Origin of the sequence: Azospirillum aestuarii, assembly GCF_016632405.1 — a bacterium.
Taxonomy (GTDB): Bacteria; Pseudomonadota; Alphaproteobacteria; order Azospirillales; family Azospirillaceae; genus Azospirillum; species Azospirillum aestuarii.
Window position 1 is genome coordinate 605,556 of sequence record NZ_JAEPIV010000001.1, and the last position, 26,319, is coordinate 631,874.

At 69.4% G+C, this 26,319-nt stretch carries 26 protein-coding genes and 1 tRNA gene; 20 read left to right on the forward strand and 7 right to left on the reverse strand.

The window, feature by feature from the left end:
- Positions 1–16: 16 nt before the first annotated feature.
- From JJL56_RS02770 to leuD, 5 genes are read left to right on the forward strand one after another with little or no spacing between them, the layout of a single operon-like run.
- The gene (locus tag JJL56_RS02770) at positions 17–2,095 is read left to right on the forward strand and encodes a hydantoinase/oxoprolinase family protein (RefSeq protein ID WP_200484101.1); all 2,079 of its coding nucleotides are present in this window, start codon (positions 17–19) and stop codon (positions 2,093–2,095) included.
- Entirely contained in the window at positions 2,092–2,706 is a 615-nt protein-coding gene (locus tag JJL56_RS02775; protein WP_200484102.1) for a cysteine hydrolase family protein, read from the forward strand. The genes JJL56_RS02770 and JJL56_RS02775 overlap by 4 nt, the downstream gene beginning before the upstream one ends.
- Positions 2,703–4,112, forward strand: a complete 1,410-nt coding sequence (locus JJL56_RS02780) for an FAD-dependent oxidoreductase (protein ID WP_200484103.1) — start codon at positions 2,703–2,705, stop codon at positions 4,110–4,112. Before JJL56_RS02775 ends, JJL56_RS02780 begins: the two co-directional genes overlap by 4 nt.
- Complete coding sequence (leuC, locus tag JJL56_RS02785; RefSeq protein ID WP_200484104.1) at positions 4,109–5,515, forward strand: 3-isopropylmalate dehydratase large subunit; 1,407 nt, start codon at positions 4,109–4,111, stop codon at positions 5,513–5,515. Before JJL56_RS02780 ends, leuC begins: the two co-directional genes overlap by 4 nt.
- Before the next feature lie 2 nt (positions 5,516–5,517).
- Positions 5,518–6,114: a 3-isopropylmalate dehydratase small subunit gene (leuD, locus tag JJL56_RS02790; protein ID WP_200484105.1), complete on the forward strand. Its 597-nt coding sequence runs from the start codon at positions 5,518–5,520 to the stop codon at positions 6,112–6,114.
- A 15-nt stretch (positions 6,115–6,129) separates the two neighbouring features.
- On the opposite strand, the gene JJL56_RS02795 is transcribed toward leuD, so the two are convergent.
- The 5 genes from JJL56_RS02795 to erpA form a co-directional block, all read right to left on the reverse strand.
- The gene (locus JJL56_RS02795) at positions 6,130–7,026 is read right to left on the reverse strand and encodes a diguanylate cyclase (protein ID WP_200484106.1); all 897 of its coding nucleotides are present in this window, start codon (positions 7,024–7,026) and stop codon (positions 6,130–6,132) included.
- Between the two features lie 203 nt (positions 7,027–7,229).
- Positions 7,230–7,319: transfer RNA gene (locus tag JJL56_RS02800), tRNA-Ser, on the reverse strand.
- Positions 7,320–7,525: 206 nt separating this feature from the next.
- Positions 7,526–8,098 (reverse strand): hypothetical protein, encoded by a 573-nt coding sequence (locus JJL56_RS02805; protein WP_200484107.1) that lies wholly within the window; start codon positions 8,096–8,098, stop codon positions 7,526–7,528.
- 73 nt (positions 8,099–8,171) lie between these two features.
- Positions 8,172–8,957: an exodeoxyribonuclease III gene (locus tag JJL56_RS02810; RefSeq protein WP_200484108.1), complete on the reverse strand. Its 786-nt coding sequence runs from the start codon at positions 8,955–8,957 to the stop codon at positions 8,172–8,174.
- Positions 8,958–9,002: 45 nt separating this feature from the next.
- The gene (erpA, locus tag JJL56_RS02815) at positions 9,003–9,371 is read right to left on the reverse strand and encodes an iron-sulfur cluster insertion protein ErpA (protein ID WP_145623718.1); all 369 of its coding nucleotides are present in this window, start codon (positions 9,369–9,371) and stop codon (positions 9,003–9,005) included.
- Positions 9,372–9,590: 219 nt separating this feature from the next.
- Here erpA and JJL56_RS02820 point away from each other — a divergent pair, with 219 nt between their 5' ends.
- The 11 genes from JJL56_RS02820 to tatC all read left to right on the forward strand — a co-directional run bounded on the left by JJL56_RS02820 (position 9,591) and on the right by tatC (position 20,079).
- Positions 9,591–10,790, forward strand: coding sequence for a deoxyguanosinetriphosphate triphosphohydrolase (locus JJL56_RS02820; RefSeq protein WP_200484109.1), 1,200 nt, complete (start codon positions 9,591–9,593; stop codon positions 10,788–10,790).
- Between the two features lie 61 nt (positions 10,791–10,851).
- Complete coding sequence (gene argS / locus JJL56_RS02825) at positions 10,852–12,612, forward strand: arginine--tRNA ligase (protein WP_200484110.1); 1,761 nt, start codon at positions 10,852–10,854, stop codon at positions 12,610–12,612.
- On the forward strand, positions 12,609–13,565 hold the full coding sequence (locus JJL56_RS02830; protein WP_200484111.1) for an SPOR domain-containing protein: 957 nt from the start codon (positions 12,609–12,611) through the stop codon (positions 13,563–13,565). The genes argS and JJL56_RS02830 overlap by 4 nt, the downstream gene beginning before the upstream one ends.
- Positions 13,537–14,631 carry a beta-N-acetylhexosaminidase gene (nagZ, locus tag JJL56_RS02835; protein ID WP_200484112.1) on the forward strand — a complete coding sequence of 365 codons (1,095 nt, stop codon included), beginning with the start codon at positions 13,537–13,539 and terminating at the stop codon, positions 14,629–14,631. Before JJL56_RS02830 ends, nagZ begins: the two co-directional genes overlap by 29 nt.
- 66 nt (positions 14,632–14,697) lie before the next feature.
- A complete protein-coding gene (locus JJL56_RS02840) occupies positions 14,698–15,384 on the forward strand; it encodes a site-2 protease family protein (protein WP_145623713.1) in 687 nt (228 codons plus the stop codon).
- Positions 15,385–15,388: 4 nt separating this feature from the next.
- Positions 15,389–16,192, forward strand: a complete 804-nt coding sequence (locus tag JJL56_RS02845; RefSeq protein ID WP_200484113.1) for a segregation and condensation protein A — start codon at positions 15,389–15,391, stop codon at positions 16,190–16,192.
- Positions 16,189–16,842, forward strand: coding sequence for an SMC-Scp complex subunit ScpB (gene scpB, locus JJL56_RS02850; protein WP_145623711.1), 654 nt, complete (start codon positions 16,189–16,191; stop codon positions 16,840–16,842). The genes JJL56_RS02845 and scpB overlap by 4 nt, the downstream gene beginning before the upstream one ends.
- A 124-nt stretch (positions 16,843–16,966) precedes the next feature.
- A complete protein-coding gene (locus JJL56_RS02855) occupies positions 16,967–18,277 on the forward strand; it encodes an ABC transporter ATP-binding protein (RefSeq protein ID WP_200484114.1) in 1,311 nt (436 codons plus the stop codon).
- A 99-nt stretch (positions 18,278–18,376) separates the two neighbouring features.
- The gene (locus JJL56_RS02860) at positions 18,377–18,670 is read left to right on the forward strand and encodes a twin-arginine translocase TatA/TatE family subunit (protein ID WP_137141115.1); all 294 of its coding nucleotides are present in this window, start codon (positions 18,377–18,379) and stop codon (positions 18,668–18,670) included.
- A gap of 48 nt (positions 18,671–18,718) precedes the next feature.
- Entirely contained in the window at positions 18,719–19,255 is a 537-nt protein-coding gene (gene tatB, locus JJL56_RS02865; RefSeq protein ID WP_145623710.1) for a Sec-independent protein translocase protein TatB, read from the forward strand.
- Between the two features lie 23 nt (positions 19,256–19,278).
- Positions 19,279–20,079, forward strand: a complete 801-nt coding sequence (gene tatC / locus JJL56_RS02870) for a twin-arginine translocase subunit TatC (protein WP_145623709.1) — start codon at positions 19,279–19,281, stop codon at positions 20,077–20,079.
- Between the two features lie 12 nt (positions 20,080–20,091).
- Here tatC and JJL56_RS02875 read toward each other — a convergent pair whose 3' ends face one another.
- On the reverse strand, positions 20,092–21,255 hold the full coding sequence (locus tag JJL56_RS02875) for a GGDEF domain-containing protein (protein ID WP_200484115.1): 1,164 nt from the start codon (positions 21,253–21,255) through the stop codon (positions 20,092–20,094).
- A 185-nt stretch (positions 21,256–21,440) separates the two neighbouring features.
- Between JJL56_RS02875 and serS the strand changes: the two genes are divergently transcribed.
- From serS to JJL56_RS02895, 4 genes are read left to right on the forward strand one after another with little or no spacing between them, the layout of a single operon-like run.
- Positions 21,441–22,706, forward strand: a complete 1,266-nt coding sequence (gene serS / locus JJL56_RS02880) for a serine--tRNA ligase (protein WP_145623707.1) — start codon at positions 21,441–21,443, stop codon at positions 22,704–22,706.
- The gene (surE, locus tag JJL56_RS02885; RefSeq protein ID WP_145623706.1) at positions 22,706–23,488 is read left to right on the forward strand and encodes a 5'/3'-nucleotidase SurE; all 783 of its coding nucleotides are present in this window, start codon (positions 22,706–22,708) and stop codon (positions 23,486–23,488) included. The genes serS and surE overlap by 1 nt, the downstream gene beginning before the upstream one ends.
- A 28-nt stretch (positions 23,489–23,516) precedes the next feature.
- A complete protein-coding gene (locus JJL56_RS02890; protein ID WP_200484116.1) occupies positions 23,517–24,170 on the forward strand; it encodes a protein-L-isoaspartate(D-aspartate) O-methyltransferase in 654 nt (217 codons plus the stop codon).
- A 14-nt stretch (positions 24,171–24,184) separates the two neighbouring features.
- Positions 24,185–25,480, forward strand: a complete 1,296-nt coding sequence (locus JJL56_RS02895; RefSeq protein WP_345772534.1) for a peptidoglycan DD-metalloendopeptidase family protein — start codon at positions 24,185–24,187, stop codon at positions 25,478–25,480.
- On the opposite strand, the gene JJL56_RS02900 is transcribed toward JJL56_RS02895, so the two are convergent.
- A complete protein-coding gene (locus tag JJL56_RS02900) occupies positions 25,437–26,294 on the reverse strand; it encodes an ATP-binding protein (protein ID WP_200484117.1) in 858 nt (285 codons plus the stop codon). The genes JJL56_RS02895 and JJL56_RS02900 overlap by 44 nt on opposite strands.
- Positions 26,295–26,319: the final 25 nt, after the last annotated feature.

Consider the following 26,319-nt stretch of genomic DNA (forward strand, 5'->3'; position numbering starts at 1 on the left):
ATCCGGGACCAAGACCATGAGCACGAGCAATTCTATCCCCGGTGGCGCGATCGTCGGCGTCGATGTCGGCGGCACCTTCACCGACCTGTTCCATTACGACGAGGCGCGCGGCAGCTTCCGCACCGCCAAGGTCCCGTCCAACCGCGGCGACGAGGCAGTCGGCTTCCTCGCCGGCCTGCAGAGCTTCGGCCCGGTCGTCGAGTTGGGCTCCATCGTCCACGGCACCACGGTCGGCACCAACGCGCTGCTGGAGCGCAAGGGCGCCAAGGTCGGGCTGATCACCACCGCCGGCTTCCGCGACGTGCTGGAGATGCGCCGCCGCGACCGCCGCCAGACCTGGGGCCTGTGGGGCGACTTCGTCCCCGTGGTCGACCGCGACCTGCGGCTGGAGGTGACCGAGCGCACGCTGGCCGACGGCACCGTCCGCGCCGCCGTCGATCCGGAGGAGGTGCGCGCCGCCGCCCGCCGTCTGGCAGACATGGGGGCGGAGGCGCTGGCCATCGTCTTCATCAACGCCTACGCGAACCCGGCCAACGAGCTGGCGGCGCTGGAGGCGGCGCGCGAGGTCTGGCCCAACGCCAACCTCGAATGCTCGTCGCGCATCCTGCCGGAGATCCGCGAGTTCGAGCGCACCTCGACCACCGCGCTCAACGCCTATCTCCAGCCGGTGGTCGGCAGCTACCTCGCCAAGCTCGACAACGCGCTGGCCGGGGAGGGGTTCGGCGGCCGCTTCCACATCGTGCAGTCGAACGGCGGCGTCATGTCCACCGACACCGCCCGGCGCCTGCCGGTGCGCACCGCCCTGTCCGGACCGGCGGCCGGCGTCATCGCCGCGGCGGCGATTTCCAAGGCGGCGGGCTTCCCCAACGTCATCACCGGCGACCTCGGCGGCACCAGCTTCGACGTGTCGCTGGTGGTGGAGGGGCAGACCATGCTGGCCGCCCAGACCACCATCGACTTCGGTCTGGTCGTCCGCACGCCGATGATCGAGATCACCACCATCGGCGCCGGCGGCGGCTCCATCGCCGGGGTTGATCCTGGCGGCATGCTCCAGGTCGGGCCGGAGAGCGCCGGCTCGCGGCCGGGGCCGGTCTGCTACGGCCAGGGCAACAGCCGCCCGACGCTGACCGACGCCAACGTGCTGCTCGGCCGCATCAACGCGGAGCGTCCGATCGGCGGCAAGCTCGCCCGGCTCGACGTCGACGCCGCCCGCACCGCCATCGCCACCCACGTCGCCGAGCCGCTGGGCCTCGACGTCATGGCGGCGGCAGAGGCGGTGGTGCGCATCGCCAACAGCAAGATGGCTGGCGCCATCCGCCTCGTCTCCATCGAGCGCGGGCACGACCCGGCCAAGTTCGCCGCGGTGCCCTTCGGCGGCGGCGGCGCGCTGCATGTCGGCGCGCTGATCAAGGAGGTCGGGCTGAAGGCGGCGCTGGTGCCGCGCTTCCCCGGCGTGACCTCGGCGCTCGGCTGCGTCATCGCCGACATCCGCCACGATCAGGTGCAGACGGTGAACCTGCCGCTGGCCGGCATCGACGCCGCGTCGCTCGACCGCCGCATGGTGGAGGAGGCGACCGCCGCCCGCGCCGTGGTGGAATCCGCCGGCCTCAGCGTCGAGCGCATCGACCTCGTCTTCGAACTCGACATGCACTACATCGGCCAGACCCACACGGTCGCCGTGCCGCTGCCGCTGTCGGTGGCGAACGGGACCACGGGTGTCGACGAGGCGACCATCCGCGCCGCCTTCGAGCGCGCCTATCAGGCCTCCTTCAGCCGGTTGCTGCCGGGGGTGGGTGCCAAGATCGTCAACCTGCGCACCGCCGCCATCGGCCGTCGCCCGCATTTCGACCTCGCCGCGCTGGCCCCGGCCGCCGGCACGACGGTGGAGGGCGCCCGTGCCGGCGCGCGGCCTGTGTGGTTCGACGGGGCGTGGCACGAGACGGCGGTCTACAACCGCCTCGACCTGCCGGTCGGCGCGCATATCCAGGGACCGGCGATCCTGGAGCAGCCCGACGCCACCACCGTCATCGATCCCGACCTGAGCGCCCGCGTCGATGGCTTCGGCAACGTCATCGTGGAAAGGAGCGCCCGATGAGCGCCGCGGCGATTCCCATGGAGCGCACCGCGCTGCTGGTCTGCGACCTGCAGAACGATTTCCTGCACGCCGAGGGGGCCTATGGCCGCGCCGGGCAGACGGCGCCGGAAATCCTGGCCCTGCCGGAGCGGGTGAAGCCGCTGGCCGACCTGTTGCGGTCGCGCGGCGGCTGGGTGATCTCGACCAACTTCACCCTGGTTCCCGGCCGCGGCGGCGAGCCGATGATCTCCCCCCACCTGAAGGCGCTGCGTCCCTTCCTGACCAAGGGCGACTTCCAGCCGGGCGGCTGGGGGCACCGCACCGTGGACACGCTCCAGCCCGTCGATGTCGAGGTGGAGAAGATCGCCTATTCCGCCTTCTACATGTCGCGGCTGGAGTGGGTGCTGCGCAAATGCGGGGTGGAGCGGCTGCTGGTCTGCGGCATCGTCACCAACGGCGGCGTCGCCTCCACCGTGCGCGACGCCCATGTCCGCGACTTCGACACCATTTTGCTGGAGGACGGCTGCGCCGCTTTCACGCCGCAGGTCCATGACGTCTCGGTCGCCGCCCTGCGCCCGGTCTGCCGCGTGGCGACGGTCGCGGCGATGCTGGAGGAACTGTCCGCGCCATGAGCCGCATCCTGCCCGGCGAGGGCGTGACGTTCGAATTCACGGTGCCCGTCGTCGTGATCGGCGGCGGTGCGGCCGGGATGATCGCGGCGCTCGCCGCCCATGAGCGCGGGGCGGAGGTGCTGGTGCTGGAGCGCGACGCGCTGCCCCAGGGCTCCACCGCCCTGTCGGCCGGTCTGATCCCGGCGCCGGGCACCCGCTGGCAGCGCGCCGCCGGGATCGAGGACAGCGCGGAACTCTTTGCCGCCGACATCATCGCCAAGGCGAAGGGGGAGCCCGATCCGGCGAACGTGTCCCGCGTCGCCCACGCGGTTGGCCCGGCGCTGGAATGGCTGGCCGACCGCTATGGCCTGCCGTTCTCGGTGGTCGACAACTTCACCTATCCCGGCCACAGCGCCCGGCGCATGCACGGGCTGCCCAGCCGGTCGGGGGCCGAACTGATCGACCGGCTGCGCGGCGCCGTGGAAGCCGCCGGCATCGACGTGCTGTGCGAGGCGCATGTGACCGCGCTCTACGCCGAAGGCCCGCGTGTCCGCGGCGTGGAAGTGACCCGGCCCGACGGCAGCGTCGAGCGGGTCGGCTGCGCGGCGCTGATCCTCGCCTGCAACGGCTATGGCGGCAACAGGGCCCTGGTCGAGCGCCATGTCCCGGAACTGGCCGACGCGCTCTATTTCGGCCATCCCGGCAATCAAGGCGACGCGCTGCTCTGGGGCGAGGCGCTGGGGGCGGCGACGCGGCACCTGTCGGGGCACCAGGGCCACGGCTCGGTCGCCCATCCCGCCGGCATCCTCGTCACCTGGGCGACGGTCACCGAAGGCGGCGTGCAGGTGAACACCGAGGGCAAGCGCTTCTCCAACGAGGCGCAGGGCTATTCGGAGCAGGCCGCCGTCGTGCTGCGCCAGCCCGACGGCATCGCCTGGACCGTCTTCGACGAGCGCATCGCCGCCGTCGCCCGCCAGTTCGAGGATTTCCGGCAGGCCGAGGCGATGGGCGCGGTGCTCGGCGCCGACGATCCGGCGGACCTCGCCTGTCAGATGAAGATCGACGCGGCGGCGCTGGCCGCCACGCTGGCCGAGGTCGACCGGTTGAAGGTCGAGGGGGGGAACGATGGCTTCGGCCGGGATTTCGCCGGCTCTGCGCCGCTGGTCGCACCCTTCCGTGCGGTCCGAGTCACCGGCGCCCTGTTCCACACCCAGGGCGGGCTGGTTGTCGATGACGACGCTCGCGTCTTGGACGGGCAGGGTGGTCCGCTGCCCAACCTCTACGCCGCCGGCGGGGCCGCCTGCGGCGTGTCGGGAGCGAAGGCGTCCGGCTATCTGTCCGGCAACGGGCTGCTGACCGCGGTGGCGCTGGGGCGCATCGCCGGGGCCGCCGCCGCGGAGGCAGTGAGGGAGGAGAACACTCAATGACGCAGCACCCCCGCAGCCTGTTCGACAAGGTCTGGGACGCCCATCTGGTGGCGACCCGGCCGGACGGTCAGGCGCTGCTCGCCATCGACCGCCATTTCCTGCACGAGGGCTCGTTCCACGCCTTCGGCATGATCGACCACGCCAAACGCCCGGTGCGCCGGCCGGAGCTGACCTTCGCCGTCGCCGACCATTACGTGCCCTCGCACAGCCGCGCCAAGCCGATCGCCGACCCCGAAATCGCCAACATGGTGACGATGCTGGAGGCCAACGCCGGGCGTCACGGTCTGCGCCATTTCGGTCTGCACGACCCGGCGCAGGGCATCGTTCATGTGCTGGCGCCGGAACAGGGGCTGACCCTGCCGGGCCTGACCATCGTCTGCGGCGACAGCCACACCTCCACCCACGGCGCCTTCGGGGCGCTCGCCTTCGGCATCGGCGCCACCGAGGTCTCGCATGTGCTGGCGACCCAGACGCTGTGGCAGCGCCGGCCCAGGACCATGCGCGTCACCATCGACGGGGTGCTGGGCGCGCATGTGACGGCCAAGGACCTGATCCTGGCGGTGATCGGCTTCATCGGCGCCGACGGGGCGGCCGGCCACGTCATCGAATACGCCGGCAGCGCCATCCGCGCCCTGTCGATGGAAGGCCGGCTGACCGTCTGCAACATGTCGATCGAGGCGGGGGCGCGGGCCGGCATGATCGCCCCCGACGACACCACTTTCTCCTGGATCGAGGGGCGGAATTACGCTCCCAAGGGGGAATTGTTCGACCGTGCCGTCGCGCAGTGGCGGACCCTGCCCAGCGACCCGGACGCCGACTTCGACCGCGAGGTGTCGCTCGACGCCGCCGCCATCGCCCCCTCCGTCACCTGGGGCACCAGCCCGGAAACCGCGGTTCCGGTCACCGGCGCGGTTCCCGATCCCGGCGCCGAGAGCGACCCGGTGCGCGCCGGCCAGATGCGCAAAATGCTCGACTACATGGGTCTGATCCCCGGCACGCGGCTGGAGGACGTCGGGATCGACCGCGTCTTCATCGGGTCCTGCACCAACGCCCGGCTGGAGGATCTGCGCGCCGCCGCCGCCGTGCTGCGCGGCCGCCGCGCCGTGGTGCCGGGGCTGGTGGTTCCGGGATCGGTCCCGGTGCGCCGTCAGGCGGAGGCGGAGGGGCTGGACCGCGTCTTCACCGACGCCGGTCTGGAATGGGGCGAGCCCGGCTGTTCGATGTGCGTCGGCATCAACGGCGACCTCGTCCCGGCGGGGGAGCGCTGCGCCTCGACCACCAACCGCAACTTCCCCGGCCGGCAGGGGCCGAACGCGCGCACGCATCTGATGAGCCCGGCGATGGCCGCCGCCGCCGCCGTGACCGGCAAACTTACCGATGTCCGCAAGCTGGGAGCTTCGTAAGGATGGACCCCTTCGTCACGCTGACCGCTCCGGCGGTGCCGCTCGACATCGCCAACATCGACACCGACCAGTTGCTCCCCGCCCGCTTCCTGAAGAAGCCGCGCAGCGCCGGCTACGGCAACTTCCTGCTCCATGACGAGCGCAAGCCCGGCTTTCCGCTGAACGACCCCGCCTATGCCGGGGCGCGCGTGCTGGTGACCGACCGCAATTTCGGCTGCGGGTCATCGCGGGAGGGGGCGGTCTACACGCTGGTGGACGGCGGGTTCCGCTGCGTCGTCGCTCCCAGCTTCGGCGACATCTTCGCCGCCAACGCCGCCAAGAACGGCCTGCTGACCATCACCCTGCCGGAAGAGACGGTGGCGGAGCTGCGCCGTCAATTGCAGGAGACGCCGGGCGCCGCCGTCACCGTGGACCTGCCGGCCCAGACTCTAACCGGTCCGGACGGCCAGCCGCGGCCCTTCGCCATCGACCCGTTCAAGAAGGAATGCCTGATCGAAGGCCTCGACGACGTGGCTCTGACGCTGCGTTACCAAGACGCCATCGACGCCTTCGATCGCGCGGATGAGGAAGCGCGGCCTTGGCTGATGCCGGGAACTTGACGGCGTTATGCCGGATTACGGCACCGCGTCGCACACCACCCGGTTGCGGCCGCCATTCTTCGCGCGGTATAGCGCCTCGTCCGCCCGCGCCAGCACCGCGGCGACTCCGTTCTCACCCGGTCTCAGCGCACTGACGCCGATGCTGACCGTGAAGGTGAGGACGGACCCGGCGCCGTTGGCGATTCGCACGTCGGTTTCGGCCAGCGCGCGGCGCAGCCGTTCCGCCAGCAGCGCCGCCCCTTGTGGCGGCGTCTCGGGCAGCAGGATGGCGAATTCCTCGCCGCCCAGCCGGCCCAGGACATCCGCGCCGCGCACCATGGACCGGCAGACGCGGACCACGGTGCGGATGGCCTCGTCCCCGGTGGCGTGACCGTAGGTGTCGTTGACCTTCTTGAAATGGTCGATGTCCAGCATGATCGCCGACAGCGGTTGGCCGTTGCGGTGTGCCCGCGCCACCTCGTCGGCGGCCCGCGCCATGAAGCGTCCACGGTTCAGCGCCCCGGTCAGCGAATCGGTGGTGGCGAGCCGTTCCAACTGGCGCTGCATGTCAACCACGCGCGAGGCGGCGAGCAGACGGGCGCGAAGCCACGTGAGGTCCAGCGGTTTGCGCAGGAATTCATCGGCGCCGTTCTCCACGACTTCGAAGAACTGGTTTGTGATGCTGCCGGGGATCATCAACATAAGGTAGAGGTGCCGTTCCCGCTGCGCCGCGCGCAGGTGCCAGCACACCTCCACTCCCTCCGTCTCGCCGACACGGAAATCGACGAGCGCGATGTCGATGGGCTCGTCGCGGCAGCGGGCCAAGGCTGCCTGGCCGCTTTCGGCAAAGGCCGTCTGATGGCCAAAGCCTTCAAGCTGCTGGCACAGCACCGTGCGCGCCATGCGCGAATCGTCCACCACCAAAATCCGCATGCGGCCTCCACGACCATTGCTCCAGAGAAGCACAAAGCCTTGAAGGAAACATTACAACCGTATGGATTTCCGAATGAACCTGGATCGACGGGTAGTGTGTGCCAACCCAACTGAAAAAAAGGGGCCAATACAAGTGAGGTTTGTCGAAAACAAGGGGATTTTCAACGATAGGACGGTGGCCTGAGTTTGCTGCAAGGGAGAATTGGCGGATGGGGTGGGATTCGAACCCACGGTGGAGTTACCCCCACGCCAGTTTTCAAGACTGGAGCCTTAAACCGCTCGGCCACCCATCCAATCAACGCTTTCAAGGGCTTTGCCTTGCGCGTCTGGGAACCATCGCTCTCTGGTCCCCACCCTGATCCCCGAAATTGGCGCCCGATTTCAGGCTATCTCCTCACCGGGGATCAGAAGCGGGGGGAACATGCCGTGTCCCCGTTCCTCGGTCAACTCGCTTTTGATGCTCGTCGCGCGGGGGTCGTCTTGGTTCAACGTGGGGAAGTCACATCCGGATCGGGCGGCCCAGGTTCGACAGCCGCTTCGTCGGCTTCGGAGGCGTCGGGGAGTCGGAGAAATCGGGCAGGCTGGGGGCTCGGTTGAGGACCTTGCGGATCATGACGCCGGTCGCCTCCAGATCGTCGATCACCGTGGCCGAAACGCGGCCCGCGTAGTGTGGGCGGTCCAGCTTGCTGCGCATCTCCTCGATGATCTTCAACTCCGGCTCGAACAGTTCGCGGGCGCCGATGGGGAGCGCCTGATCGTCCCGCATCCGTTCGAAATAGTTCCGGGTGGCGCGGGCCAGCAGGCCGGTCAGGAGAAGGTCGATCCGTTCGAACTCCGTGCGCAGGTCGGACAGCTTCGCCGTGCCGACGGTCGTCAGGCGCTCTTCCGTCAGTGTGACGAGGGCGCGCACCTCCTCCACCTTCCGGCGGAAGCCAAGGAACGAGGAGAAACGGTCCTCCTGGATATCGCGCTGTGCACGCACGCCCAGTGCGACCGCTTCGCCGGCCTGCTGCTCGATGGCCGTCAGCAGTTCTTCGATCGCCCTGCGGCCGCTGTCCTGTCCCCAGACCATCGTCTTGCCGCCTCTCCCCGCGGATGGACGCTCGCTCGGTTTCCGAGTCGGTCTTGAGGATGCGTGAAAAAATTTAAGAAATGTCTGATCCGTCGCACAGGTCGAGCAGGACTGGCGTGTGGTCGGACGCTTTTTCCGCACCGCGCGGGCGACGGTCGATGCGGCATTCCACCAGACGGTCGGCGGCCTGCGGGGACAGCAGGAAATGGTCGATGCGCAACCCCAGATCCCGCGGCCAGCAGCCCGCCTGATAGTCCCAGAAGGTGTAGGCGTGGTCGTCGTCGTGAAGGGCGCGGTAGGCTTCGGTCAGCCCCAGATTCAACAAGGCGCGGAATTTCGCTCGCGATTCGGGCTGGAACAGGGCGTCGCCGGCGAAGGCCACCGGGTCGAAGACGTCGCGCGGCTCCGGGATGATGTTGTAGTCTCCGCCAAGCACGAAGGGGATTTCCTGTGCCAGCAGGCCGCGGGCGTGGGCGTGCAGCCGGTCCATCCAGCGGAGCTTGTAGGCGAACTTCTCCGTCCCGAGGGGGTTGCCGTTGGGCAGATAGAGCGAGGCGATGCGCACACCGCCCACCGTGGCCTCGACATAGCGGGCCTGCTCATCCTCCGGCTCTCCGGGCAGGCGGGTCAGCACGTCCTCGTGCGGCGCCTTGGAGAGGAACGCCACGCCGTTGTAGGACTTCTGTCCCACCGGTGTGACGTGATAGCCGAGGTCCTCGAAGGCGGCGCGGGGGAAGGCCGTGGTCTCGCACTTGATCTCCTGCAGAAGCGCGACGTCTGGGGACTCCGCGCGCAGCCAGTCGGTGATCAGCGGAAGGCGAGCCTTCGCCGAATTGACGTTCCAGGTGGCGATCTTCACGTCGTGTTCTTCTTGTTCGGCAAAGGCCAGGGAAAAAAGGAACCGTCAGGCGGCGAAGGAGTTGCCGCAGCCGCAGGAGGCCGTGGCGTTCGGGTTCTTGATCTGGAACGCGGCCCCCATCAGATCCTCGACATAATCGAGGGTGGAGCCGGCGAGCAGATCCAGCGAGGCGTCGTCGGTGACGACCTTCACGCCGTTCTTCTCGAACACATGGTCGTCCTCGTTCGCCGTGGCGTCGAAGGCGAAGCCGTACTGGAAGCCGGAGCAGCCGCCGCCCGACACCGTCAGGCGCAGCATCAGGGCCGGGTCGCCCTCGTGCTCGATCAGGAAGGCGACGCGCTTGGCGGCGCTGTCGGACACGGCGAGAACGCGCGCACCCTCTTGCGCGGTGGCGGGAAGGGCGGTGTCGGGCATGGGACGGACCTCGGTGTTTCGCGGGGGTGTTTCGCGGGACAGACGACACAATGACGAATGTAAGGGTGCGTCCGCCTTTCGTCAAAGGCATGTCCGGCGAACTCATGCCTGACCTGCGGTTCGCCTGCGCCCGAATGCCTGCGTACGGCTGCCGGATGTCTCGACGGGTCTCCGCCTTCGCCGTTGCACAGCGCGGTTTGCGCCGGTAGTGTCCGCGCCATGACGGCGGACTTCTTCCAGGATCGCCCGGCGCCCTATGGCTGCGACCCCGCACAGACGCGCGGCCGGCTGTTCCCGGAGCCGGAAAGCCCGACGCGCTCGTGCTATCAGCGCGACCGCGACCGCATCGTGCATTCCGGCGCCTTCCGCAAGCTGAAGTACAAGACCCAGGTCTTCGTCTATCACGAGGGCGATTATTTCCGCACACGCCTGACCCACAGCCTGGAGGTGGCGCAGATCGCCCGCTCGATCAGCCGCGCGCTGGGGCTGAACGAGGATCTGGCGGAGGCGGTGGCGCTCGCCCACGATCTTGGCCACACCCCCTTCGGCCATGCCGGAGAGGACGCGCTGAACGCCTGCATGGCGCCCTACGGCGGTTTCGCCCACAACGACCAGACGCTGCGCATCCTGACGATGCTGGAGCGGCGCTACGCCGACTTCGACGGGCTGAACCTGACCTGGGAAGCGCTGGAGGGCGTGGTCAAGCACAACGGCCCGCTGCTGCCACTTGGCAACGGTGAAAGGCTGCCGACGACGCTGGCCGCCTTCCAGGAGCGCTGGGACCTGGAGCTTCACACCAACCCGGGCGCCGAGGCGCAGGTGGCGGCGCTGGCAGACGACATCGCCTACAACAACCACGACATCGACGACGGACTGCGCGCCGGCCTGTTCACCGTGGACGAGGTGGCGGAACTGCCGCTGGTGGGACCGGTGGTGCGGCAGGTCTGCGACCGCTATCCGGGGCTGGAGCGGTCCCGCCTGATCCACGAGACGATCCGGCGGATGATCAACAACATGGTCGTCGACCTGCTGGCCGAGACGCGGGAGCGGCTGGACCGCCACCGCCCAGGCAGCGCCGGGGAATTGCGCGCCCTGCCGGAGGCGGTCGTCAGCTTCTCCCCCGCGATGTTCGAGGCGCAGCGGCCCTTGCGCGCCTTCCTGAAACAGCGCATGTACCGCCATTACCGGGTCAACCGGGAAATGAGCAAGTGCAAGCGGGTGGTCACCGCCCTGTTCGACCTGTTCATGGCCGAGCCGAACACCCTGCCGACGCAGTGGCAGGAGGACGTCGCCAAACAGGGCGGGCACGGGGACCGGACGGTGCTGGCGCGGCTGGTCGCCGACTACATCGCCGGGATGACCGACCGCTACGCGCTCGCCGAATACGCCCGCCTGTTCGACATGGACGCCAAGACCTGAACGGCCCAGACCTAAACGGCTAAGACCTAACCGGCCCAGACCTAAAGCAAGAATTGAAACGATGAACATCTTCAAGGTCTTCGAGAACGACATCCGCAAGCTGCTGGACGAGCTGGCCGCCGAGGGCCAGATCCCGGCGGGGCTCGACACCGCGCGCCTGACGGTGGAGCCGCCGCGCGAGGCGGCGCACGGCGACCTGTCGACCAACGCGGCGATGATCCTGGCCAAGCCGGCGGGCAAGCCGCCCCGCGCGCTGGCCGAGCTGCTGGTGGCGAAGCTGAAGACCCGCCCCGACGTGGCGAGCGCCGAGATCGCCGGTCCGGGATTCGTGAACCTGCGCCTGTCGGCCGATGTCTGGCGCGACCGCATCCGCGACGTGCTGACGGCCGGCACCGCCTATGGCGAGAGCGCGCTGGGCGGCAAGCGTCCGGTGAACGTCGAGTATGTGTCGGCCAACCCCACCGGCCCGCTGCACGCGGCCCATGGCCGCGGCGCCGTGTTCGGCGACGCGCTGGCCGCCCTGCTGGAGAAGGCGGGCTACGCCGTCTCCCGCGAATATTACATCAACGACGCTGGCGCCCAGGTCGACGTGCTCGGCCGCTCCACCTTCCTGCGCTACCGCGAGGCGCTGGGCGAGGAGATCGGCGAGATCCCGGCGGGCCTCTATCCCGGTGAGTATCTGAAGGAGGTCGGGCAGGCGCTGGCCGAGCGCGACGGCAACAGGTGGGTCGGCGCGGACGAGGCCGACTGGCTGCCGGCCTGCCGCGACTTCGCCATCGCCACCATCATGGAATGGATCAAGGAGGATCTCGGCGTCCTCGGCGTCCGCATGGACGTCTACAGCTCCGAACGCGCGCTGGTGAAGGCCGGGGCGGTGGACACGGCGCTGAAGGCGCTGGAGGACCGCGGCCTGATCTATGTCGGCGTGCTGGAGCCGCCGAAGGGCAAGAAGCCCGACGACTGGGAGCCGCGCCCGCAGACCCTCTTCAAGTCCACCGACTTCGGCGACGACGTCGACCGCCCGCTGAAGAAGTCGGACGGGTCCTTCACCTACTTCTCCAACGACATCGCCTACCACTACGACAAGCACCGCCGCGGCTTCGACCTGCAGATCGACGTGTGGGGCGCCGATCATGGCGGCTACGTCAAGCGCATGCAGGCGGCGACCACGGCGATCACCGAGGGCAAGGCGTCGCTGGACGTGAAGCTGTGCCAGCTCGTCCATCTGATGAAGAACGGCGAGCCGGTGAAGATGTCCAAGCGCGCCGGCACCTTCGTGACGCTGCGCGACGTGATCGAGGAGGTCGGCCGCGACGTCGTCCGCTTCATCATGCTGACCCGCCGCAACGACCAGACACTGGACTTCGACTTCGCCAAGGTCGTCGAGCAGTCGAAGGACAACCCGGTCTTCTACGTGCAGTACGCCCACGCCCGCTGCCGCTCGGTCCTGCGCCACGCCGCGACGGCGTTGCCGGGGGCCGACCTGTCGCTGGCGGCGCTGGCCGCCAAGGCCAACCTAGCCCGCCTCGACAGCGAGGAGGAGTTGGCGCTGGCCAAGCGCATGGCGACCTGGCCGCGTCTGGTCGAATCCGCCGCCGAGGCGCACGAGCCGCACCGCGTGGCCTTCTACCTCTACGATCTCGCCAGCGACTTCCACGCGCTGTGGAACAAGGGCCGCGACGACACCAGCCTGCGATTCCTGATCGACGGCGACGAGGAGGTGACGGTGGCCCGTCTGGCGCTGATCAGCGCGGTCGCCACGGTGATCGCCTCCGGCCTTGCCGTCATGGGCGTGGAGCCGGTGGAGGAATTGCGGTCATGAGGTATGAGGGCGATGCCAACTACGCCAGCGACCCCTACGGCACGCCGCCGCAGCGGGGAGGTCGGCGCGGTCTGCTCGGCCTCGGATTGGCGGTGGTCGGCATCGTGGCCTTCGCCGGCGCGATCGTCGTGGTCTATGGTGGCGGAAGCCGCGGCACGCCGGACGGCGCTCCGCCCCTGTTGATGGCGGAAACCGCGCCGACCAAGTCCCGTCCGGAGCAGCCCGGCGGCATGGAAGTGCCCCACCAGGACAAGCTGGTCTACGAGCGGCTGAACGACCGCGGGGCGAAGTCGCAGATCGAGCGGCTGCTGCCGCCGCCGGAGGAGCCGTTGCCGCGGCCGGTCGTGGCCCCTCAGGTGCCACCGTCGCCGACCCTGCCGGAGGCGCCCGCGGTGGCCCAGCTTCCGCCGCCGCCGCCGGGTTCCACCACCACGGTGCCGCGCCAGGACGGGGAGGCGGCGCCGCCGCCCGCTGCCGCTCCGCCCGCGCCGCCCGCCGTGGCCGCTCTTCCGGCCCCGGCACCGGCGGCTCCGGCGCCCAAGCCACAGCCCGCGCCGCCCGCCGCCAAGCCGGCCCCGGCTCCGCCGCAGGCCCAGACGCCTCCCCAGGCGCCGCCCGCCGCGGCGCCCAAGCCGCAGCCTGCGCCGGCCGCCGCTCCGGCTCCGCAGCCGGCACCCGCTTCGGCACCCGCCAAGGCGTCGGGTGGGGGGAACTGGCGCGTCCAGCTCGCCGCGGTGCGCAGCGAGGCCGAGGCCTCGAGCGAATGGAAGCGCCTGACCAGCCGCTACGGCGCGGCGCTCGGCGGGCTGTCCATGCAGGTCGCCAAGGCCGATCTGGGCGAGAAGGGCATCTTCTACCGCATCCAGGGCGTCGGCCTCGACGAGGAGCGCGCCAAGTCGGTCTGCGCCCAGCTCAAGTCCCAGAATGTGGGGTGTGTGGTTGTCCGTCCCTGATCCGGCCTCGCCGAACGCCCGAAACGCGTCAGGACCTCATCGCGACCCCCATCGCGCGGTGGTGTTCGGCGCCGCCGGCACCGCCCTGACCGCGGACGAGCGCGCCTTCTTCCGCGACGCCGATCCGCTGGGATTCATCCTGTTCCGGCGCAACTGCGACACGCCGGAGCAGGTCCGCGCGCTGGTGGCGGAGATGCGCATGGCGGTGGGCCGAGCCGACGCTCCGGTGCTGATCGACCAGGAGGGCGGGCGGGTGGCCCGCATGCGCCCGCCGCACTGGCCGGCCTTTCCGCCGATGCGCGCCTTCGGCGACCTTGCGGCCCGCGACGCCGCCGCCGGGCGGGAGGCTGCCGGGATCAACGCCCGGCTGCTGGCGCTGATGCTGGCGGATTGCGGCGTGACGGTGGATTGCGCCCCGGTCTGCGACGTGCCGGTGGAGGGCGCCCACGACATCATCGGCGACCGCGCCTTCTGCGGCGATCCGGCCCGTGTCGCCGATCTGGCGCGGGCGACCTGCGAGGGGCTGATGGCCGGCGGCGTGCTGCCGGTCGTCAAGCATCTGCCCGGCCATGGCCGGGCCTTCACCGACAGCCACGCCGAGCTGCCGGTGGTCGACGCCCCGCGCGAGGCGCTGGAGGCCACCGACTTCGCGCCCTTCCGCGCTTTGGCCGACATGCCGCTCGGCATGGTCGCCCATGTGGTGATGAAGGCCATCGACCCGGACGCGCCCGCCAGCACTTCGGCGATCGTGGTGCGCGACGTGGTGCGCGGCGCCCCCATCGGCTTCGACGGGCTGCTGTTCAGCGACGACCTGTCGATGGGCGCGCTGGCCGGCGGCATGCGCGGTCGGGCCGAGGCGGTCCTGGCCGCCGGGCTGGACGTCGTGCTCCATTGCAACGGCGTGATGGAGGAGATGGTGGCGGTGGCCGAGGGCGTTCCGGCGATGAGCGGCGCGGCCGTCCGCCGCTGGGCGAGGGCCGAGGCGATGCTAGGCCCGGTGCAGCCCGTGGACGCCGATGCCTTGCGGGCGCGTCTGGCGGAATTGCTGGGAACTCCCCAGGTTTAGGGCCAGGTTCAAGGCCATGCTCAGGCTTCCCGGACGGGTCCGGGGAGCGCAACGGGAGAGACGGGCGTGCTGGAAGGTCTGATCGACCGCATACCGATGATCTTCGCGGTCGCCATCCCCGCGATCCTCGCCATCACGATGCACGAGGCGGCGCACGGATTCGTGGCGATGTGGCGCGGCGACGACACGGCGTGGCGGCTGGGCCGGGTGACGCTGAACCCGCTCCGCCACATCGACCCCTTGGGCACGGTGGTGCTGCCGGCGGTGATGTATTTCACCACCGGCTTCGTCTTCGGCTGGGCCAAGCCGGTGCCGGTGAATTTCGGGCGCCTGCACCACCCCCGCCGCGACATGGTGTGGGTGGCGCTGGCCGGCCCGGGGGTAAATTTCGTGCTGGCGCTGGTTTCCGCCATCATCTGGGGCTTCACCAGCCCGCAGGGCGGGGCGATGGAGATGTGGTTCCGCGCCGCGCTGGAGGTGTCGGTTCTGGTCAACGTCGTGCTGATGGTCTTCAACATGATCCCGCTGCCGCCGCTCGACGGCGGGCGCGTGGCGGTCGGCATCCTGCCCGACGCGCTGGCCTTCCCGCTGGCCCGGCTGGAGAAGTACGGCATGCTGATCCTGATCGGCGCCTTCTTCCTGCTGCCCTTCATCGGGCGGGAGCTCGGCATGGACCTCAGCGTCTTCTCCTGGGTGCTCGGCCCGCCGGTGGATTACATGATCGAGCTGATCCGCATCCTCAGCGGCAACTGACGGCATGGTCGGCAGGAAACCCCCGGATCGCGAGGACGAGGCCGCGGCGGTCAGCCCGGCGGAACAGCTCGTCCTCGTTCTGGACGGGTTCGAAGGGCCGCTCGACATGCTGCTGGCGCTGGGACGCGAGCAGAAGGTTGACCTGACGAAGATCTCCATCCTCCAGCTCGCCGACCAGTTTCTCGCCTTCATCGCCGAGGCGCGGAAGGTGCGTCTGGAGCTGGCGGCGGACTATCTCGTCATGGCGGCGTGGCTGGCCTACCTCAAGTCCCGCCTGCTGATCCCGGAGGTCGAGGACGAGGAGCCCTCGGGCGAGGACATGGCGGCGGCGCTGGCCTTCCAGCTCCAGCGGCTGGAGGCGATGAAGGGGGCGGCCGCCAAGCTGTTCGCCCGGCCGCAGCTCGGGGTGGACCGCTTCGCCCGCGGCGCTCCGGAGGATCTCGACATCCTGCGCAAGTCGGTCTTCCAGGTCACGCTCTACGACCTGCTGAAAGCCTACGGCGAGCACAGGAAGCGGCAGGAGGGCGGCGTCCTGCACATCGAACCGGTGCGCCTCTATTCGCTGGAGGACGCGGTGCGCCGCCTGTCCGAGCTGCTGGGCCGGATGCCGGACTGGGCCACCCTGTCGAGCTTCCTGCCGGACGGCGTGCGCGGCGGCCTGCTGACCCGCTCGGCGCTGGCCGCCCATTTCGCGGCGACGCTGGAACTGGCCAAGGCGGGGCAGGTGGAGCTTCGCCAGGACGGCGCCTTTTCCCCCATCTACGTCCGCCGGGCATCGCGCCGGCACGAGCAAGGCGACGAGGAATGAGCGGACCCGACGGCATGATCCAGGAGATCGACAACCCGGAGGAGGTCGAGCAGCGATTGCGCGATCTGCGACTGCTGGAAGCTCTGCTGTTCGCCTCCGCCGACCCACTGGACGAGGAGACCCTGGGCAGGCGGTTGACCCGCGACGCCGACGTCCGGGCGCTGTTGGAGGAATTGCGCGTCCATTACGCGGCGCGCGGCGTGAACCTGATCCGCACCGGCGCCGGCTGGTCCTTCCGTACGGCGGTGGACCTCGCCCCGCTGCTGCGGCAGGAGGAGGAGGTCTCCAAGAAGCTGTCCCGCGCCGCCATCGAGACGCTGGCGATCATCGCCTACCACCAACCGGTGACCCGCGCCGAGATCGAAGCGATCCGCGGTGTGGCGACCAGCAAGGGCACGCTGGACATCCTGATGGAAAATGGCTGGATCAGGCCGGGCCGCCGCCGCGAGACGCCGGGGCGTCCGCTGACCTGGATCACCACCGACCATTTCCTCGACCATTTCGGCCTGGAGACGTTGCGCGACCTGCCGGGGGTGGAGGATCTGCGCGCCGCCGGCCTGCTCGATTCGCGGCCGGTGCTGCTGGGCATCGGCGGAGCCGGCCTGGAGGATGCGGAACCATCGGAAAACGCTGACGATTCCGATACCTGAGCGGAATGCTCGAAAATAAGAACCATTTGCATCGGGGTCGGCGCACCGGTAGTAAGGTCAATCGACCGCCATCAAACGACCCCCGGGCCGCTTCAGACTGGGACCGCCATAGACTGGGACTGCCATGGATCGTCCGTCCGTCACCGACGCCCGTTCTTTCTCCGCGACCGGAGACGCCGTTTCCGAACCCCGGCCCGCCAGCCTGCGCAATGCGCTGCGCGACAAGGCGTCGGCCCTGTTCAGCCGCGGGACCGATCCGCGGCAGGGCGCGCCCTGTGAAGCCGCGCCGGTCACGCTCCCGAGCAACGGGCGGCATCTCGACGCCTTCGGCCCGCAGGGCAGTGGTGCCGCCATCGCGGTGGAGGCCCTGGCGCTGAACGGCGTCACCCACCGCTACGGGCGCGTCGTCGCCGTCGACGACGTCAGCGTGACCATCGGGGCGGGGGAGATCGTCTGCCTGTGCGGCCCGTCCGGCTGCGGCAAGTCCTCGCTGCTGCGCATCGCCGCGGGGCTGGAGGCGGTACAGACCGGCTCCGTCCGGATCGGGGGAACCGTGGTGGCGGACGAACGCGGCGCGGTGCCGCCGGAACGCCGCGGCGTCGGCCTCGTCTTCCAGGATTACGCGCTGTTTCCGCACCTGTCGGTGCTCGACAACGTGCGGTTCGGCCTGACCGCCCTGTCCGGCGAGGCGCAGCGCAAGCGCGCGCTGGAAACGCTGGGGCAGGTCGGCATGGCCGGCTACGCCGATTCCTTCCCGCACCATCTGTCCGGCGGGCAGCAGCAGCGCGTGGCGCTGGCCCGCGCGCTCGCCCCGAACCCGGCGGTTCTGCTCCTCGACGAACCCTTCTCGGGTCTGGACGCCCGGCTGCGCGAGCAGGTGCGCGACGAGACGCTGCACGTGCTGAAGCAGAACGGCGCCGCCACCATGCTGGTCACCCACGACCCGGAAGAGGCCATGTTCCTGGCCGACCGCATCGCGCTGATGCGCGCCGGCAAGGTCGTGCAGGTCGGCAACCCGGTGGACCTCTACACCCGCCCGGTCAACGCCTTCGCAGCGGAATTCTTCGGCGAGGTCAACCGGCTGTCCGGCGTCGTGCAGGGCGGTGCGGTGGACACGCCGGTCGGCCCGATCCCCACGGAGATCGCGGAAGGCACCGCCGTGGAGGTGCTGATCCGCCCGGAAGCGCTGAAGCTGTCCGCCCAGCCCGCCGCCACGGTCCCCGCCGGGGACCTGCCGGTTCTGGCGCGGGTGATGGCGGCGCGCCTGCTGGGTCGCACCAGCCTGGTGCATCTCGACGTGCCGGACGGGAAGGGCGGGTCGGTGCATCTGCACTCCCGCATGCCCGGCCAGTTCCTGCCCCCCGAACAAAGTCATGTCTCGGCGTGCATGGACCTGTGTCAGGCCTTCGTTTTTCCAGCCGGTGCACCCACTTAGTCGTTTGAGCGGTTTCACCCGACCGATCGTTGCGGGAGGGGAACCTTTCTGCCATAGTGCCGCCCCGCCATTGGGCTGCCTGTTCAGGAAACGTGTGTCATGGGATTCTCCAGCGTCTGGCATTGGGTCATCGTCCTTCTGATCGTCCTGCTCCTGTTCGGCGCCGGCAAGCTGCCGAAGGTCATGGGCGACCTCGCCAAGGGCATCAAGAACTTCAAGGCCGGCCTGAAGGACGAGGAAGAGGGTGCTGCTCCCGGTGCCGACTCCAAGGTCCTGCCGAACCAGCCGGTTCCGCCGGCCCAGCCGGTGTCCTCGGTCCATCCGGTTCCGCCCGCCCCGGTTCCGCCCGCTGCCGACCCCGGCGTGAAGAAGGACGAGACGGCCCGCACCTGACCGTCCGGCGCCCGTCATCCCCGCGCCGCTTCGAAAGGCTGAGGAGCCATGTTCGACATCGCATGGTCGGAACTGATGGTCATCGCGGTCATCGCCCTCGTGGTGATCGGCCCGAAGGACCTGCCCAAGGCCATCTACACCCTGGGAAAATGGGTGAAGAAGGCGCGCGTCGTCGCGCGCGATTTTCAGGGCCACATCGACGACATGATGCGCGAGGCGGAGCTTGACGAGCTTCGCAAGGAGGCCCTGAAGGTCCGCGACACGAACCTCCAGAAGATGGTCGAGAACACGATCGATCCAAAGGGGGAACTGAAGGGCGCCTTCGACGTGGGGGCCAACCTCGGGGCCGACGGCTATCACGGCAGCCCGCCGGAGGATGGCCAGACCCCGACGGTCGCTTCCCCCGTGCCTCCCGTCGGATCGCCGCAGGTGACGGCGGCCCAGCCGCAGCCGGCGACCGAACCGCCGGTCACGGCCGCGCTTCCTCCGGCTCCGCCCGCGGAATTCGTCCCGGCCCCGGCCCAGCCGCCGGTTCCGGCCTCCGCCGATTCCGCTGCGGCGGCAACCACGAACAAGCAGGCGTGACCTAAGTGTCCGGCGAAACGCGCATGACCGGCGAGTCTGACGACGAGCTCGAAGAAAGCAAGATGCCGCTGATCGACCATCTGGTCGAGCTGCGCAACCGTCTGATGTACGCGACGCTGGCGATCATCATCGCCTTCTTCGTGTGCTACGCTTTCTCGGACCGCATCTACAACTTCCTGGTCCAGCCCCTGGCCGACATCCTGGCCGGGCAGGGGCGGCGGATGATCTACACCGGCCTGACCGAAGCCTTCTTCACCTATGTGAAGGTGGCCTTCTGGGCCGGCTGCTTCCTGTCCTTCCCCATCGTCGCCAGCCAGATCTGGATGTTCGTCGCACCCGGCCTCTACAAGCACGAGCGCAAGGCCTTCCTGCCCTTCCTGGCGGCTACCCCGATCCTGTTCTTCCTGGGCGGGGCGATGGTCTATTACTTCATCTTCCCGCTGGCTTGGCGCTTCTTCCTGGGGTTTGAATTCCACCCGGGGATGGACACCAGCGCCCTGCCGATCGAGTTCGAGGCTCGCGTCAGCGAGTATCTCGGCCTCGTCATGCACCTGATCTTCGCCTTCGGTCTGGCCTTCCAGCTTCCGGTCCTTCTGACCCTGCTGATCCGTGCCGGCCTGCTGACGACGGAGACCCTGGCCGCCAAGCGGCGCTACGCCATCGTGTTCGTCTTCGTCGTAGCGGCGATCCTGACACCGCCGGACGTCATCAGCCAGGTCGGTCTCGCCATTCCGTTGCTGGCACTCTACGAGGTGTCGATCCTGATCGGCCGCCGCATCGAGAAGACGCGCGGCGTGGACGAGACGGAAGCGGAGCAGGCGTAAGCCGTTCCGCTCTCATCCCGCCGCCTCGGCGATCACAACCTGATTGCGGCCGTTCCGCTTGGCCCGGTACAGGGCCAGATCGGCGGCCGCCAGCGCCGTGTCGAGATCCTCGCCGCTGCGACAGGCGGCGATGCCGATGCTGACGCTGGCGGCAATCTCCTGACCCTGGAAGGCCAGCGGGCGCGCGGACACGTCGCGCCGCAGCGCCTCCGCCAGGGCCGCCGCCCCCGTGCGGTCGGTGTCGGGAAGCAGCACGCAGAACTCCTCCCCGCCATAGCGCCCGAACAGGTCGGTGCGGCGCAGCCGTGCCGTGACAGTCTCGGAGAAAAGGCGGAGAAGCGCGTCGCCGGCCAGATGGCCGAAGGTGTCGTTGACCCGCTTGAAGCGGTCGAGGTCGAGCAGAAGCAAGGTCAGAGGCGCTCCGCTGCGCTGCGACCGCGCCAACTCCCGCTCGGCGTGTTTCATGAAAGCCCGACGGTTGTAGGCGCCGGTCAGCGGGTCGATGGTGCCGATGCGGTCCAGATCGGCTTGAAGCCGTTCGCTGGTCATGGCGAGGAAGCCGAAGCCCCAGCCTGTGACCGCCAGAATGGCTTCCAGGAACCCGGCGCTCTGCACCAGATTGGGCATCAGAACGCTGTCCACCGGTCCGCCCCAGGCGGTCAGCACGGCGCGCCCGGCAACGAACAGGGCGTGGATCAGGAACACCAGGGCGGTGACGCGCTGCGCCCGCCGCGGTTGGTCCGCCGGCCCCATGCGCCACAACTCCAGCGCCGCCAGCAGCGACAGCCCGGTGATCCCGGCGGACCCGACGAGGATGCGCGCTGTCACGTCGTTGCTCATCACCACGAACCACGCGTTGCCGGCGGTCAGTGCGGCGAGCAGCGCCAGCCCGCTCCGCCAGGGGATGGGCCGCCCGGCGAAGCTGCGCACGCCGAACCAGTTCAGCAGGTAGGTGGCGGCCACCAGAGCGTTGCTGAGAGGGATGACGAGAGCGGGCGGCCAGACCCCGTAGAGCATGACCAGCGCCATCCCGGCGGCTCCGGCCAGGGCTCCCCCCGCCCAGTATGCCAGCGCGGTGATGTGGCGATGCGCTTTCCAGGCGAGAAAAGCGGCGATGGACAGCAGAACGCCGATGCCCACCAGGACGATGACGAGGGTGCGGGTGTCGAGGATCATGTCCGGAGTGGGGAGTGCAGCGATCGATTTCGGGGTTCTGCACGCTATCCCATCGGCGGCGCCACCGATAAGTGTAGGACGCCAATCATTTCAGGGTCTCTCCCATTGGCGCGGCGCCACCACTGGACCTTCACCCAGCGGCGGACTATAACCAGCCTCCCACCCATTCCGTATCGCCGTGAGCCATGCACGACCTTCGCGCCATCCGTGAGAACCCCGAATCCTTCGACCGCGGCCTTGCCCGCCGGGGCCTTGAGGCAATGTCGCCGACGGTGCTGGATCTCGATTCGCGCCGCCGCGCCGCGCAGACCCAGTTGCAGGAGATGCAGGCGCGCCGCAACGAGGCGGCGAAGGAGATCGGCCTCGCCAAGCGGGAGGGCCGCGATGCCCAGCCGCTGATGGACGAGATGGCGCAGCTCAAGGAACGGCTGCCCCAGGTCGAGGAGGAGGAGAAGGCGCTGGGCGCCGAGCTGGACAGCCTGCTCGCCTCCATCCCGAACCTGCCCGCCGACGACGTGCCGGAAGGCCCGGACGAGACCGCCAACGTCGAAATCCGCCGTTGGGGCGAGCCGAAGGCCATCGCCGACGCCAAGCAGCATTTCGAGCTGGGCGAAGCGCTGGGCCTGATGGATTTCGAGGCGGCGTCGCGCATGTCCGGCGCCCGCTTCACCGTCCTGAAGGGCGGGCTGGCCCGGTTGGAGCGCGCTCTTGCCGACTTCATGCTGGACATCCACACCGGCGAACACGGCTACACCGAGATCGCGCCGCCGCTGATGGTGCGCGACAACGCCCTGTTCGGCACCGGCCAGCTTCCGAAGTTCGAGGAGGACCTGTTCCGCGCGGGCGATCACTACCTGATCCCGACCTCGGAAGTGCCGCTGACCAACCTCGTCAACGACCAGATCGTGGCGACGGAGGAACTGCCCCATCGCTACACCGCGCTGACCCCCTGCTTCCGCGCCGAGGCCGGTTCGGCGGGGCGCGACACCCGCGGCATGATCCGCCAGCACCAGTTCTGGAAGGTCGAGATGGTCAGCGTCACCGCGCCGGACCAGTCGGAGGCGGAGCACCAGCGCATGACCCAGTGCGCCGAAACCATCCTGCAGCGGCTGGGGCTGCCCTACCGCGTGGTGACGCTGTGCACCGGCGACATGGGCTTCTCCGCGCGCAAGACCTACGACATCGAGGTCTGGCTGCCCGGCCAGAACATGTACCGCGAGATTTCGAGCTGCTCGAACTGCGGCGACTTCCAGGCGCGCCGCATGAAGGCCCGTTGCCGTCCGAAGGCCGAGAAGCAGACGCAGTTCGTCCACACGCTGAACGGCTCGGGCGTGGCGGTCGGGCGCTGCCTGATCGCGGTGCTGGAGAACTACCAGCAGCCCGACGGCTCCATCCTGGTTCCCGAAGCGCTCCGGCCCTACATGCGCGGGCTGGAAAGGATCACCGCCTGATGTTCGATCTCCCGCTCGACCTGTCGAACGCGCGCATCCTCGTCACCAACGACGACGGCATCCACGCGCCGGGCCTGAAGGTGCTGGAGGCCATCGCGCGCTCCCTCACCGACGACGTGTGGGTGGTGGCGCCGGAGATGGAGCAGTCGGCGGCCAGCCACTCTCTGACCATCAACCGGCCGCTGCGGCTGCGGCAACTGGACGAGCGGCGCTACACGGTGGACGGCACGCCGACCGACTGCGTGCTGCTGGCCGTCAACCACATCATGAAAGACGCCCGCCCGACGCTGGTCCTGTCCGGCGTCAACCAAGGCTCCAACATCGGCGAGGACGTGACCTATTCGGGCACCATCGCGGCGGCCATGGAGGCGACCCTGCTGGGCGTTCCGGCCATCGCGCTCAGCCAGCACTACGAGAACCGCGCCCAGATCGACTGGTCGACGGCGGAGCGCTGGGGGGCGGAGGTGATCCGCAAGGCCGTCTCCACGCCCTGGCCGAAATACGTCCTGCTCAACGTCAACTTCCCGGCCCGTCCGGCGGATCAGGTGACCGGCATCCAGGTCGTCCGCCATGGCAAGCGGAAGATCGGCGACGAGCTGGTTGAGCGTGTCGATCCGCGCGGGAAGCCCTATATCTGGATCGGGACGCTCCGCGGGGAGGCCGACGTGGCGTCCGACACCGACATCCACGTGGTCTTCCATGGCGGCATCTCGGTAACTCCGATCTATCTGGATCTGACGCACACGCCGACGCTCCAGACCTTGCGGCACGCGTTCGAATGAGATCGTTTCCAATATGAATGGGTAGGGTGTGACGGTCGAGGCACGCAAGATCCGGCTTCTGATGGCGTTGCGCCGCAACGGCGTGACCGACACCCGGGTTCTGGCCGCGATCGAGCGCATTCCGCGCGAACGCTTCGTCCCGGAGCCCTTCCAGGATCAGGCGTGGGAGGACACGGCGCTTCCCATCGACCTCGGCCAGACCATCAGCCAGCCGCTGATCGTTGCGCTGATGACTCAGGCGCTGGAACTGGAGGAACGGCAGACGGTGCTGGAGATCGGCACCGGCTCCGGCTATCAGGCGGCGATTTTGTCGCGGCTGTGCCGGCGGGTCTACACCGTCGAACGGCTGAGTCCGCTGCTGGCCGAGGCGGAACAGAGATTCCAGGCGCTGCGCCTGAACAACATCACGACCCGCCATGGCGATGGGACGAAGGGTTGGCCCGAGCAGGCACCGTTCGAGCGCATACTGGTCACGGCCGCCGGAGGCCCCGATGCGCCAAAGGACTTGACGGATCAGCTCGCCGTTGGTGGTGTCATGGTCATCCCGCTGGGGGGCGACTACCGCGGCCAGCGGGTCGTCCGCATCCGGCGGACCGAAACCGGTCTTACACGGGAGGACTTGTGGCCCGTCCGCTTCGTACCGTTGCTGTCCGACCCTCCATCTCCTCCAGGGACGGAGTAGCCGACCCGTTCGGCGTGACATCCAGCGTAATTGGGCGCGCCCTCCTCGCGGCGCTGGCGGTGCTGCCGCTGCTCGCCGCCTGCCAGCAGCGCACCGGCGATCTGGCGCCGGTCACCTCGGTGTCCAACACTCCGGATTCCATCGGCGGCGCCGTCATCGTGCAGCGGGGGGACTCCGCCTATTCGCTGTCGCGGCGTTACAACGTGCCGCTGCGCGACCTGCTGGAGGTCAATCACCTGTCGCCGCCCTACCAGCTGCAGGTGGGACAGCGTCTCGTCCTGCCGGTGTCGCGCCAGTACATCGTCCAGCGCGGCGACACGCTCTACGGCATCTCCCGCATGTTCAGCGCGGACATGAGCGAGCTGACGCGACTCAACGGCCTGACCGCCCCCTACGCCGTGCAGGCCGGGCAGCCGCTGCGCCTGCCGGGCGGTGACGCGCCGGGCGGCACCGCGGTGGCCCAGGCGCCGTCCTCCAGCGCGGGGGCCGCGGTCGGCGGCGTGGTGGCCTCGGCGCCGGTCAAGCAGGTGTCGCGCGGGTCCATCCAGGCGGCGGAACTGCCGCCTCCGGGCGCCTCGATTCCGGCCCCGGTCGAAAGGGCTCCGGTGGACAGCCCGTCATCAACCGCGACCGTCCTCGCCCCGGTGCCCGGCGCCAAGCCGGCCGCCGCGCCGGAGGTGGCGACTGGAGCGCCCCTCTACCAGCCGGGGCAGGCCCCGACCTCGCTGCGCCCGCCCGGCCAGAAACCCGCCGTCCCGGAACCGGCGCCCGCGCCGCGCCCTGTCGAGGCCGCTCCGGTCCCGGCTCCGCCGCCGGCACCGGCCCAGGAGGTCGCCGCCGCTCCGCCCCCGCCGCCCAAGGCGGTGGAGGCGCCGCCGCAGCGCGCCACCGGCCGTCTGCTCTGGCCGGTGAAGGGAAAGGTGATCTCGACCTTCGGGCCGAAGCCGGACGGTCTGCACAACGACGGTCTGAACATCGCCGCCGCCAAGGGCGCCACGGTGGTCGCCGCTGACAACGGCGTCGTCGCCTACGCCGGCAATGAGCTGCGCGGCTTCGGCAATCTGCTGCTGGTGAAGCATTCGGACGGCTTCATCACCGCCTACGCCCATCTCGACCGCATCGACGTGGAGCGTGGGACGGCGGTGAAGCGCGGGCAGGCCGTCGGCACGGTCGGCCAGACCGGATCGGTGACGAGCCCGCAGCTTCATTTCGAGCTGCGCAAGGGCAGCCAGGCGGTCGATCCGCGCGACCGCATGGAGCCGCGGGTCAGCGAAGGGGCTTCTCCAGACGGCCAGCCAGGTCCTGGATGAACTGCCAGGCCACCCGGCCGGAGCGGCTGCCGCGGGTCATCGACCATTCCACGGCCTCGGCCCGCAGCTGCTCGGCCGGGATGTCCAGCCCGAAGCGGGCGGCGTAGCCCTCGATCATCGCGAAGTAGGTCGGCTGGTCGCAGTTGTGGAAGCCCAGCCACAGGCCGAAGCGGTCGGACAGCGACACCTTCTCCTCGACCGCCTCCGCCGGGTTGATGGCGGTGGAACGCTCGTTCTCGATCATGTCGCGCGGCATCAGGTGGCGGCGGTTGGAGGTGGCGTAAAACACCACATTCTCCGGACGGCCCTCGATTCCGCCCTCCAGAACGGCCTTCAGCGACTTGTAGTGCGCGTCGTCGTGGTCGAAGGACAGGTCGTCGCAGAACAGGATGAAGCGGCGCGGCTCGTCCTTCAGCCGGGCAAGCAGGCGGGGCAGGGTTGGGATGTCCTCGCGGTGGATCTCCACCAGGGCCAGCGTGCCGGGATGGTCCTGGGCCACCGCGGCGTGCACCGATTTGACCAGCGAGCTTTTGCCCATGCCGCGGGAGCCCCAGAGCAGGGCGTTGTTGGCGGGCAGGCCGGTGGCGAAGCGGGTGGTGTTGTCCAGCAGGATGTCGCGCTGCCGCTCGACGCCGCGCAGCAGGCCGATTTCAACCCGGTTGACGGTGGGCACCGGCTCCAGCCGGTCGGGATCGGCGTGCCAGACGAAGGCGTCGGCGGCGCCGAGGTCCAGCCGGCCCGGCGGCGGCGGGGCGAGCCGTTCCAGGGCCTCGGCGATGCGGGTGAGCAAGGGCATCAGGTGGGCGTCCGACATCGTGTTCCTTTGCAGGCGTTTCTTC

What these genes read in the sequence shown, in the direction of transcription:
- JJL56_RS02855 (WP_200484114.1), top strand. Translation starts at nt 16,967, where the DNA reads ATGGATCGTCCGTCCGTCACCGACGCCCGTTCTTTCTCCGCGACCGGA.
- leuD (WP_200484105.1), top strand. Translation starts at nt 5,518, where the DNA reads ATGGACCCCTTCGTCACGCTGACCGCTCCGGCGGTGCCGCTCGACATC.
- JJL56_RS02820 (WP_200484109.1), top strand. Translation starts at nt 9,591, where the DNA reads ATGACGGCGGACTTCTTCCAGGATCGCCCGGCGCCCTATGGCTGCGAC.
- tatC (WP_145623709.1), top strand. Translation starts at nt 19,279, where the DNA reads ATGACCGGCGAGTCTGACGACGAGCTCGAAGAAAGCAAGATGCCGCTG.
- JJL56_RS02780 (WP_200484103.1), top strand. Translation starts at nt 2,703, where the DNA reads ATGAGCCGCATCCTGCCCGGCGAGGGCGTGACGTTCGAATTCACGGTG.
- JJL56_RS02875 (WP_200484115.1), bottom strand. Translation starts at nt 21,255, where the DNA reads ATGATCCTCGACACCCGCACCCTCGTCATCGTCCTGGTGGGCATCGGC.
- scpB (WP_145623711.1), top strand. Translation starts at nt 16,189, where the DNA reads ATGAGCGGACCCGACGGCATGATCCAGGAGATCGACAACCCGGAGGAG.
- JJL56_RS02860 (WP_137141115.1), top strand. Translation starts at nt 18,377, where the DNA reads ATGGGATTCTCCAGCGTCTGGCATTGGGTCATCGTCCTTCTGATCGTC.
- JJL56_RS02770 (WP_200484101.1), top strand. Translation starts at nt 17, where the DNA reads ATGAGCACGAGCAATTCTATCCCCGGTGGCGCGATCGTCGGCGTCGAT.
- tatB (WP_145623710.1), top strand. Translation starts at nt 18,719, where the DNA reads ATGTTCGACATCGCATGGTCGGAACTGATGGTCATCGCGGTCATCGCC.
- leuC (WP_200484104.1), top strand. Translation starts at nt 4,109, where the DNA reads ATGACGCAGCACCCCCGCAGCCTGTTCGACAAGGTCTGGGACGCCCAT.
- JJL56_RS02845 (WP_200484113.1), top strand. Translation starts at nt 15,389, where the DNA reads ATGGTCGGCAGGAAACCCCCGGATCGCGAGGACGAGGCCGCGGCGGTC.
- JJL56_RS02805 (WP_200484107.1), bottom strand. Translation starts at nt 8,098, where the DNA reads ATGGTCTGGGGACAGGACAGCGGCCGCAGGGCGATCGAAGAACTGCTG.
- JJL56_RS02775 (WP_200484102.1), top strand. Translation starts at nt 2,092, where the DNA reads ATGAGCGCCGCGGCGATTCCCATGGAGCGCACCGCGCTGCTGGTCTGC.
- JJL56_RS02900 (WP_200484117.1), bottom strand. Translation starts at nt 26,294, where the DNA reads ATGTCGGACGCCCACCTGATGCCCTTGCTCACCCGCATCGCCGAGGCC.
- erpA (WP_145623718.1), bottom strand. Translation starts at nt 9,371, where the DNA reads ATGCCCGACACCGCCCTTCCCGCCACCGCGCAAGAGGGTGCGCGCGTT.
- JJL56_RS02830 (WP_200484111.1), top strand. Translation starts at nt 12,609, where the DNA reads ATGAGGTATGAGGGCGATGCCAACTACGCCAGCGACCCCTACGGCACG.
- JJL56_RS02795 (WP_200484106.1), bottom strand. Translation starts at nt 7,026, where the DNA reads ATGCGGATTTTGGTGGTGGACGATTCGCGCATGGCGCGCACGGTGCTG.
- serS (WP_145623707.1), top strand. Translation starts at nt 21,441, where the DNA reads ATGCACGACCTTCGCGCCATCCGTGAGAACCCCGAATCCTTCGACCGC.
- nagZ (WP_200484112.1), top strand. Translation starts at nt 13,537, where the DNA reads ATGTGGGGTGTGTGGTTGTCCGTCCCTGATCCGGCCTCGCCGAACGCC.
- surE (WP_145623706.1), top strand. Translation starts at nt 22,706, where the DNA reads ATGTTCGATCTCCCGCTCGACCTGTCGAACGCGCGCATCCTCGTCACC.
- argS (WP_200484110.1), top strand. Translation starts at nt 10,852, where the DNA reads ATGAACATCTTCAAGGTCTTCGAGAACGACATCCGCAAGCTGCTGGAC.